At 61.2% G+C, this 15,801-nt stretch carries 12 protein-coding genes; 6 read left to right on the forward strand and 6 right to left on the reverse strand.

The features are described from left to right. Window positions 1-157 precede the first annotated feature (157 nt). The 5 genes from ACUN0E_RS06345 (at window position 158) to ACUN0E_RS06365 (ending at window position 7,436) form a co-directional block, all read left to right on the forward strand. On the forward strand, window positions 158-724 hold the full coding sequence (locus ACUN0E_RS06345) for a fimbrial protein (RefSeq protein ID WP_445566003.1): 567 nt from the start codon (window positions 158-160) through the stop codon (window positions 722-724). Between the two features lie 100 nt (window positions 725-824). After that, the gene (locus ACUN0E_RS06350; protein WP_445566004.1) at window positions 825-1,544 is read left to right on the forward strand and encodes a fimbria/pilus periplasmic chaperone; all 720 of its coding nucleotides are present in this window, start codon (window positions 825-827) and stop codon (window positions 1,542-1,544) included. 133 nt (window positions 1,545-1,677) lie between these two features. After that, window positions 1,678-4,437, forward strand: coding sequence for a fimbria/pilus outer membrane usher protein (locus tag ACUN0E_RS06355; RefSeq protein WP_445566005.1), 2,760 nt, complete (start codon window positions 1,678-1,680; stop codon window positions 4,435-4,437). Between the two features lie 10 nt (window positions 4,438-4,447). Continuing rightward, window positions 4,448-5,512 carry a fimbrial protein gene (locus ACUN0E_RS06360; RefSeq protein WP_445566006.1) on the forward strand — a complete coding sequence of 355 codons (1,065 nt, stop codon included), beginning with the start codon at window positions 4,448-4,450 and terminating at the stop codon, window positions 5,510-5,512. 322 nt (window positions 5,513-5,834) lie between these two features. Further along, the gene (locus ACUN0E_RS06365; RefSeq protein WP_445566007.1) at window positions 5,835-7,436 is read left to right on the forward strand and encodes a peptide chain release factor 3; all 1,602 of its coding nucleotides are present in this window, start codon (window positions 5,835-5,837) and stop codon (window positions 7,434-7,436) included. Window positions 7,437-7,637: 201 nt separating this feature from the next. On the opposite strand, the gene ACUN0E_RS06370 is transcribed toward ACUN0E_RS06365, so the two are convergent. The 6 genes from ACUN0E_RS06370 to ACUN0E_RS06395 form a co-directional block, all read right to left on the reverse strand. Further along, window positions 7,638-8,093, reverse strand: a complete 456-nt coding sequence (locus tag ACUN0E_RS06370) for a hypothetical protein (protein WP_445566008.1) — start codon at window positions 8,091-8,093, stop codon at window positions 7,638-7,640. A gap of 418 nt (window positions 8,094-8,511) precedes the next feature. Next, on the reverse strand, window positions 8,512-9,573 hold the full coding sequence (locus ACUN0E_RS06375) for a fimbrial protein (RefSeq protein WP_445566009.1): 1,062 nt from the start codon (window positions 9,571-9,573) through the stop codon (window positions 8,512-8,514). Between the two features lie 346 nt (window positions 9,574-9,919). Next, the gene (locus tag ACUN0E_RS06380) at window positions 9,920-10,108 is read right to left on the reverse strand and encodes a hypothetical protein (protein ID WP_445566010.1); all 189 of its coding nucleotides are present in this window, start codon (window positions 10,106-10,108) and stop codon (window positions 9,920-9,922) included. Between the two features lie 36 nt (window positions 10,109-10,144). Further along, complete coding sequence (locus ACUN0E_RS06385) at window positions 10,145-11,479, reverse strand: type II toxin-antitoxin system HipA family toxin (RefSeq protein ID WP_445566011.1); 1,335 nt, start codon at window positions 11,477-11,479, stop codon at window positions 10,145-10,147. An 11-nt stretch (window positions 11,480-11,490) separates the two neighbouring features. Then, window positions 11,491-11,859: a helix-turn-helix domain-containing protein gene (locus ACUN0E_RS06390; protein WP_445566012.1), complete on the reverse strand. Its 369-nt coding sequence runs from the start codon at window positions 11,857-11,859 to the stop codon at window positions 11,491-11,493. 187 nt (window positions 11,860-12,046) lie between these two features. Next, window positions 12,047-12,916, reverse strand: coding sequence for a LysR family transcriptional regulator (locus ACUN0E_RS06395; RefSeq protein WP_445566013.1), 870 nt, complete (start codon window positions 12,914-12,916; stop codon window positions 12,047-12,049). A gap of 365 nt (window positions 12,917-13,281) precedes the next feature. On the opposite strand from ACUN0E_RS06395, the gene ACUN0E_RS06400 reads away from it, so the two are divergent. Beyond that, entirely contained in the window at window positions 13,282-15,666 is a 2,385-nt protein-coding gene (locus ACUN0E_RS06400) for a bifunctional acetate--CoA ligase family protein/GNAT family N-acetyltransferase (protein WP_445566014.1), read from the forward strand. Window positions 15,667-15,801 lie beyond the last annotated feature (135 nt).

Genomic DNA, 15,801 nt, shown 5'->3' on the forward strand with positions numbered 1-15,801 from the left:
ATTGCTTTGCGCCTGAACGATAGGCCAATAGTTCGAAGCAAAGACCGCCATTTTCCCGGCGTAGAACATTGGAGCGCCCAGGGGCAAATGGCGAGTCTTACCTCATATCGAATCGCCGTTGATTCAATCAATTTCTTAACTCACTGGAGCAGCAAACATGAAATCAATCCTCCCCGCAATCGCGATCGCAACCGGCGGTCTGTTGGGCCTCGCATCGTTCGGCGCCGAAGCGGCGGACGGCACGATTACCTTCACCGGCACCGTCTCGGACACCACGTGCTCGATCAACGGCACGGCATCGGGTTCGCCCGCTGACTTCGCGGTTGTTCTGCCGACGGTTTCGGCAGGCACGCTGGCCGCGCAAGGCGCAGTTGCCGGTACGTCGAGCCCGACCGACATCACGCTCGCATTGAGCGGCTGCTCGGGTACGGCTACCAAGGCGGTCGCCGCCTTCGAAAACGGCTCGACCGTCGACCAGACCACGGGCTACCTGACGAACCAGGCCGTTTCGGGCGCGGCGGCGAACGTGGAAGTGCGTCTGCTTAACGCATCGCTGCAACCGATCAACGTTACGACCGGTTTGAACAACGATATCTCGACCACCGGCGCGACGATCAGCGGCGGTAGCGCGAATCTGAAGTACTTCGCGCAGTACTACGCCACGGGCAAGGCAACGCCGGGCGCAGTGAATACGTCGGTTCAATACACGATGCAGTATCAGTAAGCAATGACCGGGGCGTTCGCTCAGGCGAGCGCCTTTTTAACGGCCTTTTTTCAAGATTACATTTAAAGGTGTTGTGATGAAGTTGCTCGGAAAAATGACGATGGGAATCGGATTTGCTTGTGCGCTGCTCGCAGGCAGCGCACAAGCAAGCGTGACGATCGGCGGTACGCGAGTGGTGTATCCGCTTGAGCAGCGCGAAGTCACAGTCAAGCTGGATAACGATAGCCACAATCCGTCACTCGTGCAGGTATGGATGGACGATGGCAACGCGGATGCGAAACCTGGCGAGATCAAGGTGCCGTTTGTGATTACGCCGCCGATCTTCCGGATGGACCCGAAGAAAGCGCAGACGCTGCGCGTGATGTACAGCGGTGAAGCATTGCCGCAGGATCGCGAATCGGTTTACTGGCTCAACGTGCTCGATATTCCGCCGAAAGCAAATGGCACGGCCGACGCCAACTCGCTGCAATTGGCCTATCGCACGCGTATCAAGGTGTTTGTGCGTCCGGCCAAATTGCCTGGCAAACCTGAAGATGCACCGGCGCAATTGAGCTGGAAAGTAGTCGCATCGCAGGATGGCAAGGGCGAAGCCGTGAGCGTATCGAATCCGACGCCGTACTACGTGTCGTTTAGCGAAGTCGATGTCGAAAGCGATGGTCATACCTTCAAGAACGAACAGGGCGGCATGGTTGCGCCGCGCGCATCGGTTGTGTTGCCGGTTGCAAAGATGAATGGCGTATCGGCAGGTTCAAAGGTTCACTACACCGCGATTAGCGATTACGGCGGCGCCCTCAATGGCGACGCGACGCTCGGCAAATAGACCGCACCCGCTTGCCGGTCGGGCGGCAGTTTTCCACCCATAGCTCAACCCTTTCTCGACCACGGCGTGTGTTGCACAGGCAACGCACAAGGACGACGCACGCCTGTTGCAGACATTGGAAGTCAGTTAAATCATGAAACTCTCACCTCGTCATCAGTCGCAAGCTCGCACCAGTGAATTTTCTGGTCCGTTCGGCCTGAGCCCCGTCGCCGCGGTTGTGCTGTCGGTGTTCGCGGCGCTGGGCGGCGTCCAGTCGGCGAGCGTGAATGCAGCTGAAACCAGTAATGACGGCAACGCCGTTCAGTTCGATACGACGTTCCTGCGCACTGACCCAAAGCAGACCGTGGACGTTACGCGCTTTGCGCGCGGCAATATGGTGTCGCCGGGCGTGTATTCCGTTGACCTCTGGGTGAACGATGCACGTGTGGCGCACCAGGATGTGCGTTTCGTGGCGAGCAGCGAAGGTCAAAGTGCGCGTCCGTGCTTCAGCCGTCAGATGCTGGAAACGCTCGGCGTCGATTTCGCCAAGGTCGGCGCGGTTACCGGTGCGAAGGCGCCGGAACATGCGGCCGCCGCGGTGAGCGTCGCCAATGACACGCGTGATGACTCGGGCGCCAGTGCTGATATGAGCGCTGCAAATCCCTCCGCCAAGACAGTCGGCGCCAATGCCGACGAATGCGTCGACCTGACCGCCATGGTGCCCGATGCTACCGTCGACTTTGACTTTTCGGAACAGAAGCTCACGCTGAGCGTGCCGCAGAAATACATGCGCAACGCCGCGCGTGGCTATGTGCCGCCCGAAATGTGGCAGGACGGCGTGAATGCGGGCTTCGTGAGCTACAACGCGAATACCTATCACACCGCGGGTTCAGGCATGGAATCGACGCAGAGCTATCTGGGTCTGAACGCTGGCGTGAACATCGGCGCGTGGCATTTCCGCCATCAATCGTCGGTGTCACAGGCGACCGGGCAGGGCACGCACTTCGACAATATCGCGACCTATCTGCAGCATGACGTCGCCGCGTTGAAATCGCAGGTGACGGTGGGCGACGGCTACACGACGGGCGACGTGTTCGACAGTGTGCAATTCCGCGGAGCGCAGATCGCTACCGACGACCGCATGCTGCCCGAATCGTTGCGCGGCTATGCGCCGGTGGTGCGTGGCACGGCGGAATCGAATGCGCGCGTGACGGTTCGGCAGAACGGCCAGGTGATCTATGAAACCAGCGTGTCGCCGGGTCCGTTCGAAATCACCGACCTGTATGCGACCGGCTACGGTGGCAACCTCGATGTGACCGTCACCGAAGCAGACGGTCGCACGAAGAGCTTTACCGTGCCATATGCATCGGTTGCGCAGTCGCTGCGGCCGGGCACCACGCGCTTTTCGGTCACGGCCGGTGAATTGCGTAACTCGACGCTCGACACCAAGCCGAATTTTGCGCAGTTCACGTTGCAGCGCGGTCTCACCAACCTGGTGACGGCCTACGGCGGCGGTGTGGCTGCGAACGGCTATGTGGCGGCAGACCTCGGCGCGGCACTTAACACGAAGTTCGGCGCGTTTTCCGCCGACGTGACGGGTGCGCAGACCCAGGTGCCGAACCAGAGCACGATGCACGGCACCAGCTTGCGCATCGGCTACAGCAAGTTCATCGATCCGACCGATACCAACATTTCGGTCGCCGCGTACCGTTATTCGACTGCGGGCTTCATGAATCTGACCGATGCGGCCTCCGTGCGCGATCTCGCGATGCGCGGCGGCGATACGAATTCAGTCTACCGCCAGCGCAATCGTTTCCAGCTCACGGTCAACCAGAATTTCAAGGAACACGGCACGGTGTTCCTGAGCGCTTCCGCCCAGCAGTACTGGAATCACGGCGGCAGCGATACGTTCTACCAGGCCGGCTACACCAACAGCTTCAAGTACGGGACCTACAGCATTACCGCTGGACGCACGCGTAACGCGGACGGGTCGATGTCGAACCAGTACATGGTCAGCACGACGCTTCCGCTTGGCCATAGTCAGCATGCGCCGCTGCTGTCGACGAATCTCTCGAACTCGAGTGGCAACACGAGTCTGCAGGCCAACCTGAGCGGCTCCTTGGGCGAGAACAACGAGTACTCGTATAACGCGTACGGCACGTATGGCGCCGGCAACGGCAACAGGTCGGCCAACACGGGCGTGAGCGGCGCCTATCGTGCGCCGTATGCGCAGATGACGGCGTCGGCGAGCGCGGGTTCGAGTTCAAGCCAGGTGTCCGCGGGTATCAGCGGGACGGTTGTCGCGCATCCGGGCGGCGTGACGTTCTCGCAGACCGTGGGCGACACGTTCGGCATCGTCGACGCGCCGGGTGCTGCAGGTGCAAACGTGACCAGCGCGCCGGGCGTCAAGGTCAACAGCCGCGGCTATGCGGTTGTGCCTTACCTCACGCCTTACGGTATGAACACCGTCGATATCGACCCGAAGGGCACGTCGACCGATGTTGAGTTCGAATCAACATCGGAACAGGCTGTGCCGCGTCTCGGCTCGGTGGTGATGATCAAGTACAAGACGGTGAGCGGGCGCGCCGCGCTGATTCGCGCGCCGCAATTGGGTGACAAGGCGCTGCCGTTCGGCGTGGATGTGATGGATAGCAGCGGTAAAACTGTTGGCGTTGTTGCGCAAGACAGCCGGATTTTTGCGCGCGGCCTGGAAGACAAGGGCTCGTTGTTCGTGAAGTGGGGCTCGGCGGCTTCAGAACAGTGCCGGATTGATTATGTGTTGCCGAAATCGACAGGCAAGGCGGGTGCGGCATACATGTCGGTGGAAGGGCATTGCATGGGCGGTGCGCCAGACCAGTCGATGGACGAGTTAAAGCGAGTAGCAACGGGGATCCATCATGCAAGTTACGAGTAAAGAGGTGATCATGAATTCCACTGAAGCAATGACTACGGGCCGCGAAAATGGCATAAAGCCAATTGGCAAGCGTAGTGTCAAGCATGTTGGCGCGTGGATGCTGCAGACGCTATGTGCCGGCTTGCTGATGTTGTGCTCAATCCATGCACAGGCTGACACTATTCATATTCCGTATAGCAAAGCGTATGGCGCCAATTTCAATAATCTGTCGTTTAATGCTTCGTTCTCTCCGTCTAGGGACCTCCCTATAAACAGCGTATTGCAGTCTGCCTCCGCCAATGGCCAGAGCAGCTATACGGTCTCGTGTGCTACCACCAAGACTGTGACCGTTGCTGGTACACCAGTTCCCGGTATGGCAGATACATACCAGACAAACGTGCCTGGAATCGGCGTGCACTTCTACATAACGCAGGGCTGGTCAGGCAGCAATTATATTTCGGTACCGTCCAGCGAGACTCTGAATCCTGCGACGTCCAGCAGTCCGCAAGCTTTTTACACGAGAGCCGATCTGGTCGTTACAGGTCCGATCGGTAGCGGCACGCTGACCGATCTGCCAAGCATGACAGTCCTCTTCAGTGCAGATTGCGTCACCCAGGGCGCCAATGCGCCACAGGTCCAGGCGCTCAATCCCGGAGCTGCTATAACGGCGCGTAGCTGCAGCGTGACCACACCTGCTGTCGACGTGACGCTGCCAAAGGCCTTTGCGAAAGACCTTTCCACTGCGGGCGCGACGACAGGAGCCACGGCGTTCAATCTCGGCGTCAATTGCCCTCAAGGCGCCAACGTAAAAGTTACGCTGACCGACGCGTCGGATGCTTCCAACCAGTCGACTACGCTGGGCCTGGCGCCCGGCTCGTCCGCGGCGGGTATTGGGTTGCAAATCGTGAATGGATCGACTCCGATCGCCTACGGTCCTGACTCTGCAACGGCGGGGAACACGAATCAATGGTCTGCCGGTACGGCGCCAAGCGGCCCGATGAATATTCCACTCACGGTCCAATACGTCCGGACATCGGGCACGTTGATTCCTGGCACGGCGAAAGGCACGGCCACTTTCACGATGTCGTACCAATAACGCTTGCGGAGAGCGGTGATCCACCACTCTCCCACCCCCAGCTTCCGCAACGCACCCTCCCGCTGTATCTGTCCCCAAAGCCCGTTTCCCCTACGCCCGTCCCCATGACGTGTATCATTCGCACCTTGCGCTGTTCTGCGCTGGCGATTCCCGTATTGTCGGACGCTCGTTCGTGACCTGTTTCCGACGCGGCCGAGTTGCCTTGTGATGCGGGTCACCGATCCCGCTCCCGCAGTTCGACGCCGCCGCGCCAAGTGTGGCAGACCAGAGGCCACAAGCTTCTGATGACCGCCCGAACCCCTATCCGTGACCGCCCGACCCGATGTCAGTCTCCGAACTCAAACGCCGCCGCACGTTCGCGGTCATTTCCCACCCGGACGCGGGCAAGACCACGCTCACTGAAAAGCTGCTGCTGTTCTCGGGCGCGATCCAGATCGCCGGCACCGTGAAGGGCCGCAAGAGCAATCGTTATGCGACCTCCGACTGGATGGAGATCGAAAAGCAGCGGGGCATTTCGGTGGCCAGTTCGGTGATGCAGTTCGAATATGGCAACGCCGTGATCAACCTGCTCGACACGCCAGGCCACGAAGACTTCTCCGAAGATACCTATCGTGTGCTGACTGCAGTTGACGCCGCTGTGATGGTGATCGATGGCGCGAACGGCGTCGAAGCGCAAACGCTCAAACTGCTCGAAGTCTGCCGCAGCCGCAAGACGCCGATCGTCACTTTCATCAACAAGCTCGACCGCGAAGTGCGCGAGCCGCTCGAACTGCTCGACGAAATCGAACAGCATCTGGGCGTTGCAGCCGTGCCGTTCACGTGGCCGATCGGCATGGGCAAGGACTTCCAGGGCGTCTACGACATCCAGCGCGATCAGGTGCGCCTGTTCCGCGCCGGGCAGGATAAGGCGGGCGGCGAGGTCGAAACGCTGCAAGCGCTCAGCGACGAAGAAGGCGAGCGCCGTTTCGGCCATGCCTGGGTCAAGGCAAAGGAAGAGATCGACCTGATCACCGGCGCGTCGCCTGATTTCGATCGCGAGCAGTTCCTCGCGGGTCAGCAATCACCCGTGCTGTTCGGCTCGGCGATCAACAACTTTGGCGTGAAGGAAATTCTCGACGCGCTGGTTGACCTGGCACCGCCGCCGTCGATGCGCATGACGGTGCAGCGTCCGGTCATGCCGGACGAGCCGAAGTTCACCGGCGTCGTGTTCAAGGTCCAGGCGAACATGGACCTTGCGCACCGTGACCGCGTGGCGTTCATTCGCGTGTGTTCGGGGCATTTCGAACGCGGCATGGCCGTGAAGGTGACGCGCACGAACAAGACGTTCCGCGCCAATAACGTGGTGACGTTCCTGTCGCAGCGCCGCGAGACGGTGAGCGAGGCGTATCCGGGCGACATCATCGGTATTCCGAATCACGGCACGTTGAGTCTTGGCGATACGCTGACCGAAGGCGAGCAGTTGCAGTTCGTCGGTTTGCCGTTCTTCGCGCCGGAAATCTTCCAGACGGTGGAAGTGATCGATCCGATGCGCGCCAAGCAACTCGGCGAAGCGCTGAAGCAACTCGGTGAGGAAGGCGCGATTCAGGTGTTCCGTCCGGAAGTCGGCGGCTTGATGATTCTTGGTGCGGTTGGTCAACTGCAGTTCGAAGTGGTGTCGCACCGTTTGTCGACGGAATACAAGGTCGATGTGCGGATGGCGCCGGCGCGCTATCGGATGTCACGCTGGGTGACCTGCGACGATGCGGCTGAATTGCGCCGTTTCACCGATTCATACGCGGCTCGGATCGCGCTCGATGCATCGGATGCGCCGACGTATCTGGCGTCGCACGTGTCGGAAATCGAAGTCGCGCAGAAGGCGTGGCCGAAGATTGTCTTTAACGAACTGCGCGAACATTCGGGTGCGCCGTTCAAGAAGGCGATGTAATCAGGTATCCGCGTTAGCACGCCAACTCTGACGGATCATGTGAAAGGCCCCGCCACTCAGTGACGGGGCCTTTTTGCTTGCAGGGTTCACGTGGCTGTCGCTACTAGCCCACGTGCACACACAGAAGCTTATGCAGGACGGTGACGGCCCTTGACCCAATGCGCGGCGAACCTCGCCCTTCAGGGTGCGGGATGTCCAGGATCAGTGGCGCACTTGCTGCGAATCTGCGGCTGCACTTGTCGCGCTTTCAGTGGCGGCCTGTTCGCACGCTGAGGCCTTTTCGGTAGGCGAAGCTTTCTCCGTCACTTTTGATGCCTCTTCAAGAAGGCGCGCCGCGCGCCTCGCCGTGATACGGCTTTGAGGGATGCCCTTCGCATCGAGCGCGATGACCTGGTACAGTTCGCGGTCACACTCGAGCTCTCGCTGATATTGCTCCGCTGTGTCGACAAGCAATTCAAGTAGCGTCCGCTGACGTCGTCTTTCGTCGCTCGTGATGGCAGGATTCCTACACATTGAGGACGCAAGTGTGATCAGCGTATTGAGTTGGGTCAACTGCCGTTCACACAGATCGAATGCAGACAGCGCAAGCTTTTCGTACTGCATTGCGTCGACAGGCGGACGTGAATCGGGTTGAGATTGTTTTGTGGGTTTGCTCATGGTGCGACCTCCCTGGTACAGCCTGGATCTCCCGACACTCGCTTGTCAAGTGGGTGAGCGGGCACGTAGCGGGATTGACAGACCGGGTCAGAAACATACCGGCGAGCCTTGCGGCTCTCCCACCACGGCCCGCCCATTGAAATATAGACGGCAGAGGTAGACGCACGACCCGCCTGGGCGGGTGTGCGGTTTCTGACTGCAGGCTGTCAAACCTGACCGCCGGTTGTTTCCAGATGGCTTGATGATTATAAATCAGGGTGGCGTGGCGCCTGTTACTTGCCCAGACCAAATGGTCAACTTTGGCCGTCTGGATAAGGCATTGCAAAGTTCATCCACGTATTTGCGATATCCGCAGGGATCGTTTTGCCAGGCGCGGCGTGGCGTTGCGCCACGTCGAGATGGATGAACCAGTGGAAGGTCATTGATATGACATCGTGAAAGTGGCCGTGCCTTTCACCGTGCCGGGTGTGATGGGCCCCGTCGTACGGATGTATCGAACCGTAAGCGGAATGGTCATCGGGCCACCCGTCGTGATGCCTGCGGACCACTGGTTCACATTCCCGGCGACGGCGGAGTCAGGCCCGTACGCAATCGGCGTCGATCCCGAGAGTATCTGCAGACCAACGCCGGCAGCGGAAGAATCCGGTGCAAGCCCCAGCGTAGTCGACGTGTTCCCAACGTTCGACGCGTCTGTCAGTGTCACCTTGACTGTCACGCCCTGGGTGCAGCTCACGCCAAGGCTAAACGGAGTCGCACCCGCCGAACCCGTACTAAAATTGCTCGGGAAGACGGTTGGCAAGGCGACATTGACTGACGGTGTGGTCACACTGCAAGTCCGTCCGGCAATGGTTGTTCCGGTATTGAGTGACTGGCTATGCGGCGAGTTGTAGGCGGGATCGGTGATGCAGGTTCCGGTGTAGTTCAGCGTCATACTCGGAAGAGTAGTGAGTGTGCCGTTGCCGACTGGGCCGGTCACCACCAGGTCGGCTCTCGTATAAAAATTCACCGGTCCGGCCGAAGATGCAGGCAAGTCCTGGGTTGAGGGCACAGAAGTGTAATTGCCGCCTGACCATCCTGCCGTCGCATAGAAATGGACGCCGATCCCCGGTACGTTGGTTTGATAGGTATCTGTCATGCCAGAAACCGGTGTGCCGGTGACAGTTACCGTCCTGGTGACGGGACACGTGACGTTGTAGCTAATCTTGCCGTTGGCGTTGACGCTCTGCAGTACGGTGCCTATCGGAATATCCCGCGACGGAGAAAAGGAAGCGGGAAACGCCAGGTTATCGAAGTTGTCAGTCCAACCCTTGGCATACGGCAGGTGAACATAATCAGCCTGCGCGTGCACGGAGCCGAGCATCAACACGCCAGCACCTAGGGCACGCGCGAGCCATACGCCACGGCGCCTCATCTGTGTCACCAGCCTCGTGCTGTTCGACGTTGAATCCTTTCTGCTGCTAATGGTTTTTGTATCAGTCATGGTCACGTTCGCACCTCTCTGCGCTCAGCTTTCGCCATGACTGGCTGGCGACGATCGCAAATAGGCGGTGAAAGTCCGCTTCATTGAAGGACGAATATCGATTTCATCCCATGAGTCACAGAAGACAGCGATAAATCAGGGCGATTGCGTGCCGAATTGGCACATCTCCATATTGATCGGCCGACGTCCGAATAAATATCGGAAAAGTCTTAATCGAGTGGGAAATGTCTTACGGGGGTGCGGAAGGCGCTCGCTCAGATTGAGGCAGCAAGGATGCTGTGCATGTGTCGACTTGCGCCGCGCCGCCCGTCAAGCAGCTGCAGATTCTTCACGGCTGGGGTGTGCCTCACCCCATCTTCAAAACCTTTTCCCGCATCCAGCCGGCAAACGCCTGCACATGCTCAAGCGCCACGTGGCGTTGCGCCACGTCGAGCCAGTAACCGAAGGGTCCGGCCACTTCGATATCGGAAAACTGCGCAAGACTGCCGTCATACAGGCGCTCAGCGACGAAGAAGGTAAGCGCCGCTTCGGCCATAGCTGGATGCGCGCAAAAGCAAAGATCGCCTGCTCGCTATTCTGCTTCTTCCTCGAGTTCGGGACGTAGCATCGGCCGCCCCAGCAGCTTGCGAGCCTGGTCCGTCTGGTCATGTTCAAAGGCGTCCTCTAAGTCCGGCAGTTCCTGAGGAGTAAGGCCGACCTCGGGCGTCACCGCCACCTGCTGCCAGTCCAGTACCGCGTCGAGAACTTCAGCCAGAACGACCCATGCCTGGGCCTCGGACAGCGCGAAATACGCGCGCGCGTCCAGAAGCATCTGAACCGAATCGATAGGACCGGCGTCCTCCGTGAGCCACGTCTTGGATTCGCGCAGCTTGCCGGGCATCGGGTTCACGTCGAACGCCGGCGCGATGCGCCACTGACCATTGCCGTCGTACAGGAAGCCCAGGTTCTGGAGATGGTCGTCGGTATTGGTGACGAGCAGATTGAAGATCAGCCGCCGCCATAGTTCCCGCGCGTCCTGGTCAGGATGCGAGCATTTCTGCTGCATAACATCCACGATTTCCGTGTAAGCGTGATCGTCCTGGCGCGAGGCCTGCAACATTGAGGCGGCGGACAGATAGGGAATGCGCAAGTCAGCGCCTTCCCGGTCAAACCGTTCGATGAGGGCAACCGGCGTGCCATTGAGGTCAACGCAACGGGCATTGGCCGTGGTGATACCCGCCTTGCGTGCGAGGTGCAGCGCCAGCACTTCGGCCCGTGTGACGTTGACGGTGTCCTTCACGCTAGGAAACTTGCCGATGGCCAGCTTGCCGTTTTCATCCAGCAAAGTGCACTTGGGACGCATCCCGCCGAGCGAGGTGCCCTTGCCCTGCAGGTAGCGCAAGTCTTCAGTGGTGTCCTTGCTCGTCTCGACTGCACGCGTTGCCCTATACATCCGCTCAAGCTCGATCAGAGGCGGCGTCGTGCGCCGACCTTCAGCAACCGTGCGTAGATATACGCTGTCCTCGCAAAGGCGGAGCGCGCCAACGCGGCTGAAATCATCCACTGCGCACAGATAGTCGAGCTCGTTCAAGGGCGGCAGACGTGGATTGCTCTTGCGTTCTTTGGCGCGTGCGCGTTCGATGATGCGGCGCCCCCACGCGTCAGGTGCGGTATCCGCCAGCGCAAAATGAAACGTCGAGTCCACTGCATTGGCTGCCCGACGCGACTGATAGCCCGAAACTAGCGGCAGATCAGGCGAGACTTCAAATCTGTCCGGGTTCGTCAACCAGGCATCGTCATAGACGAACTGTGACATCTCGCGACGCCCTTGGCTCGCGTAGGTCAGATGCCCGACAAGTTGCCCGGACGCCCCGAGGTGAACCTCCAGGTTCTGACGAATACCGGGTTTGGCGGCTTTGGTTTTCATTCGCAAGGCCCTCAGAACGCTTTGGTGGCTTTTTTGCGGGTGCGTACTCGCTGAGGAAGCTTCTCATCCATCAACATGAGACCGGTATCGTCCTGGCCACTGTCGAGGAGGTCGTTGAGGCGTTGCAACTCTCCGAACAGATGGAGCGCCCGAGCCAGGAAGTGCAACTGCACGCGCGGGTCGCCCGCTTCCATTCGCTTGACGGTATTGAGTCCCGCCCCAATCCGCTCGGCGAGCGCCTGCTGCGTCAGCCCTCGTCGGCGACGCGCACGGTTGAGATCCTCGCCGAGTTTCGAGAGCGTTCGCTGCACCGGCGTGGGAAGCGGCTTCTCGATGTTACGGCCCTCATATGGGCTTTTAATGGGTTTAGTGGACTCCATGAGGGCTATTATAGTAGATACATCAGAACGCGGTAGTGAAACTATTTAACGGTCCTTGTATGGGCTATTAACTAGATTAACAGCCCGTATGTGGGCTATTAAACATCAGTATGCATGGTTGGCCGATGAAGGGAGGGTGAGCCCGGCGCAGCGAACCCCTGAGCGAGGAAGCCTGGCTCCGCGCACCTCACCCCATCTTCAAAACCTCTTCCCGCATCCAGCCGGCAAACGCCTGCACATGCTCAAGCGCCGCGTGGCGTTGCGCCACGTCGAGCCAGTAGCCGAACGGCCCGGCCACTTCGATATCGGAAAACTGCGCAAGACTGCCGTCCGCCAGTTCCTCGACGATCATGTTCCGGTCGACGATCGCCAGCCCCCCGCCTTTGCGTGCCGCGCGAATCGCCTGCTCCAGCGTGGAGAACTCGGTGCCGTTCTCCGCGTAACGGGCAGGCATCCCCGCCTTTGCCAGCCAGTTCGGCCATAGGTCCAGCCTGGCGTCGTTATGCAGCACATGCAGCGCGGGCATATGTTCTAGCAGCATGTCGAGCGGCTGCCCAAGCAGGCGCGGCGCGCCAACCAGCACATGGCGTTCGATCATCAGCAATTCGGAACGCGCACCTGCCAGCGCGTCACGACCGAAGCGGATGTTGCAGTGACAGTCCTCGCTGGGCGACGTGCGCACAGACAGTTCGACGTCGGGCAACTCGTCCGCCAACGAACCAAGCCGCGGCGAAAACCATTGCGTGGCGAAAGTGGGCGGCACGGCGAGTACGAGGCGGCGACGGCCTTTGGCCGCCGTGATCTGACGGAAGCCGCGCTCGATCGTGTCGAAGGCTTCGGAGAGGCAAGGCAGGAATTGCAGCCCGGCTGGCGTCAGGCGGATACCCTTGTGATCGCGCTCGAACAGTTTTGTGCCGATCGACTCCTCGAGCAGCTTGATCTGCCGGCTCACCGCGCCTTGCGTCACGCACAGCGCAGTGGCCGCGCGATTGAAGCTCATATGACGGGCCGTCTCTTCAAAGAAGCGCAACGCGATCAGCGATGGCAAGCGCCGCATAAATCACCTTCTGTCTCTTTGGGTCATCCGTTGCCGGCCGACTGGCGTCCTGACGTGACCACGGAATCGATGTGCGCGCTGTGTGCCTGCCGCGCGTTGTCTCCGACGCGTGATGCAGGCTGTCATCTGCCGACGATTTTTCTGGCCAATGTGCCGTCTAGCCTCTCGAGGATTGTCGCATTCCGGCTCAATATTTTGCCTGAGTGCGCTAAAAAAATTCCAGTGTGCGTTGGCTCGGATCAAGCCGAAACTCGTGCACGTCAAGCCGCCCGATCGGGAGCCCCGCGCAAGGTCCCGACTTCGCCTATCCTGACGAAGACGCGCGCCGGCCACCGGGCGCGCCTTCTCCACTCCGCGGAGCGCCCGTGACCGTTCGCAATCTCGACGCCTTGTTTCGACCCAAATCCGTTGCCGTGATCGGCGCTTCCGAGCGGCCGGGCAGCACCGGTGAGATGGTGTGGAGGCGTGTGCTGGAAGGCGGCTTCGAGGGCCCCGTCTGGCCTGTCAATCCGAAATACGACACGCTCGACGGCCGTGCGGTGATTGGCGACGCAGGCGATCTGCCACACGCGCCCACCGTTGCGGTGATCTGCACGCCGCCGGACACCTGGCCTGGCATCATCCACAAGCTCGGCGGATTGGGCACGCGCGCGGCGATCATCGTCGGCGAGGTGCGCTGCGACGAGGACCGGCTGGCGCTGCGGCATGCGTTGTCAGCGGCGCGCCCGCATTTGCTGCGCATCGTCGGGCCGGGCAGTCTTGGTGTGGTCTCGCCGGCGTTCCACGCGCATCTCGGCGCGCCTTCGTGCACGGTGAAAGCGGGTGGTGTGGCGTGGGTGTCGCAGTCGAATGCGCTGACCAATGCGGTGCTCGGCTGGGCCCACGCACGCGGGCTAGGGTTTTCGCACGCGGTGGCGCTCGGCGGCGAGGCCGACGTGGATGCCGGCGACGTGCTCGACTATCTGGCAAGCGACCCCGGCACCCGCGCCATCCTGCTCGAACTGGACACGGTGCGCGCCGCGCGCAAGTTCATGTCGGCGGCCCGGGCGGCGGCGCGCAACAAGCCGGTGCTGGCGCTGCGTTCGGGCCGCGCCGATCCCGCCGATGCGTTGTACACCGCCGCGTTCCGTCGCGCGGGCATGGTGCGCGTGGACGCGCTCGACGATCTGCTCGACGAAATCGAAACCCTCGGCGTGGGTCGCGTGGCGGCGGGCGCCACGGCCACGTTGATCACGAGCGACAGTGGTCTCGCCACACTTGCCTGCGACGCCTTCGCAGCCGCCGGCGACACGCTTGCGCCGTGGCCCGCCGAAGCCGATGCGGCGCTATCCGAAGCGCTGCCGTACGCGGTGCCGGGCAACCCGCTGCAACTCGGCGACGACGCCCGTCCCGAGCACTTCGGCACCGCGCTCAAGCTGCTCGCCGACCACCGCAGCACGGGGACGGCCTTCGTGGTTCACGCGTCGACCCATGGCGCGCCGGTCGGCGAGGTTGCGCAGGCGCTAATCGCGAATCAGCGTTTCGCGTATCGCGGTTTGCTCGCATGCTTTTTCGGCGGCGTGGATGCGGCGACGCGGGACGCGCTGCACGCGCAAGGCATCCCGGTTCACACGACGCCGCAGCGGCTCGCGCGCGCGTTCGCCCGGCTGGTCGATTACCGGATGGGCCGCGAGCTGTTGATGCAGACGCCGGAAGATCTGCCGGCGCAGGTTCCCGAAGCAATCGACGCCGCCCAGGCGCAGGCGCGCGCGGCACTCGCCGCAGGTGAGCACCAACTAACCGGGGAAGCGGCCGCTCAATTTCTTGAGCGCTTCGGGCTGCGCGTCGAAACGCAAGCGGGCACCGACCAAGCCGCTACGCCGTCGCAGAAACCGGTCGTCGATCTCGCCGTGGAGCTTCACGACGACGACAACTTCGGCCCTGTGTTCCGCTTCACCGCGCCGTCGGCGGATGGCGTCTCCGAGCCGCTGCGCGTGTACGGCCTGCCGCCGCTGAATCCAATGCTGGCGCGCGACATTGTCTCGCGTTCGCGTTACGCCCGGCTCATCGCACCGGAACCGGCGCTGGCCGCGTTGACGGGGCTCTCGCAGGCGGTTTGCGACGTCAAGGAGATCGTCGGACTCGCGTTGACGTTGAGGGTGTTTTCCGACCATGTGGTGGTGGTCGAGCCCACTCTGAGCATCGCGCCGACGCGCAGTCGGCTTGCGATCGTGCCGTACCCGCGGCGCTTTGAAGAGACGCTCGACTGGCAAGGTCTGCGGGTCACGGTGCGGCCGATCCGTCCGGAAGACGAAGCCGCGCATCACGATTTCGTCGAGGCGATGACGCCTGAAGATTTGCGCCTGCGCTTCTTCGGCGCGGTCGGCAGCTTCGATCATTCACAACTCGCGCGCATGACGCAGATCGACTACGACCGTGAGATGGCCCTGATCGCGACAGTGGACAGTGAAGAGGGTTTCACGCGGACGCTCGGCGTGGTGCGCGCCGTCGCCGATCCCGACAACGAGACCGCGGAGTTTGCGGTCGCGATACGCTCGGACCAGAAGGGTCGGAAGCTCGGGCAGTTGCTGATGGACCGGATCATCAAGTACGCGCGGGCGCGCGGCATCCATTGGCTGGTCGGCGAGGCATTGCGGGAAAACGGTCCGATGATCGCGCTCGCCAGATCGCGCGGTTTCACGATTACGCCGACGGAGGATCCGGGCGTGGTCGGCTTCAGGATGGCGCTGGATGAAACGGCGCAGGGTTAAGTAAAGGGGGCGGCGCTTGCCGAAGCGGTCAATCTGGCGGGAGCGGCGAAGACCGGTGCTCAAGGGTGAAATGCGCGGCCACCACCCGCGAGATGGCCGCCAATCGCAAAAGATGCCGACCGCCTGTGCTGCTTA

Source organism: Paraburkholderia sp. D1E (assembly GCF_052682275.1).

What these genes read in the sequence shown, in the direction of transcription:
- ACUN0E_RS06345 (WP_445566003.1), top strand. Translation starts at nt 158, where the DNA reads ATGAAATCAATCCTCCCCGCAATCGCGATCGCAACCGGCGGTCTGTTG.
- ACUN0E_RS06350 (WP_445566004.1), top strand. Translation starts at nt 825, where the DNA reads ATGGGAATCGGATTTGCTTGTGCGCTGCTCGCAGGCAGCGCACAAGCA.
- ACUN0E_RS06355 (WP_445566005.1), top strand. Translation starts at nt 1,678, where the DNA reads ATGAAACTCTCACCTCGTCATCAGTCGCAAGCTCGCACCAGTGAATTT.
- ACUN0E_RS06360 (WP_445566006.1), top strand. Translation starts at nt 4,448, where the DNA reads ATGAATTCCACTGAAGCAATGACTACGGGCCGCGAAAATGGCATAAAG.
- ACUN0E_RS06365 (WP_445566007.1), top strand. Translation starts at nt 5,835, where the DNA reads ATGTCAGTCTCCGAACTCAAACGCCGCCGCACGTTCGCGGTCATTTCC.
- ACUN0E_RS06370 (WP_445566008.1), bottom strand. Translation starts at nt 8,093, where the DNA reads ATGAGCAAACCCACAAAACAATCTCAACCCGATTCACGTCCGCCTGTC.
- ACUN0E_RS06375 (WP_445566009.1), bottom strand. Translation starts at nt 9,573, where the DNA reads ATGACTGATACAAAAACCATTAGCAGCAGAAAGGATTCAACGTCGAAC.
- ACUN0E_RS06380 (WP_445566010.1), bottom strand. Translation starts at nt 10,108, where the DNA reads ATGGCCGAAGCGGCGCTTACCTTCTTCGTCGCTGAGCGCCTGTATGAC.
- ACUN0E_RS06385 (WP_445566011.1), bottom strand. Translation starts at nt 11,479, where the DNA reads ATGAAAACCAAAGCCGCCAAACCCGGTATTCGTCAGAACCTGGAGGTT.
- ACUN0E_RS06390 (WP_445566012.1), bottom strand. Translation starts at nt 11,859, where the DNA reads ATGGAGTCCACTAAACCCATTAAAAGCCCATATGAGGGCCGTAACATC.
- ACUN0E_RS06395 (WP_445566013.1), bottom strand. Translation starts at nt 12,916, where the DNA reads ATGCGGCGCTTGCCATCGCTGATCGCGTTGCGCTTCTTTGAAGAGACG.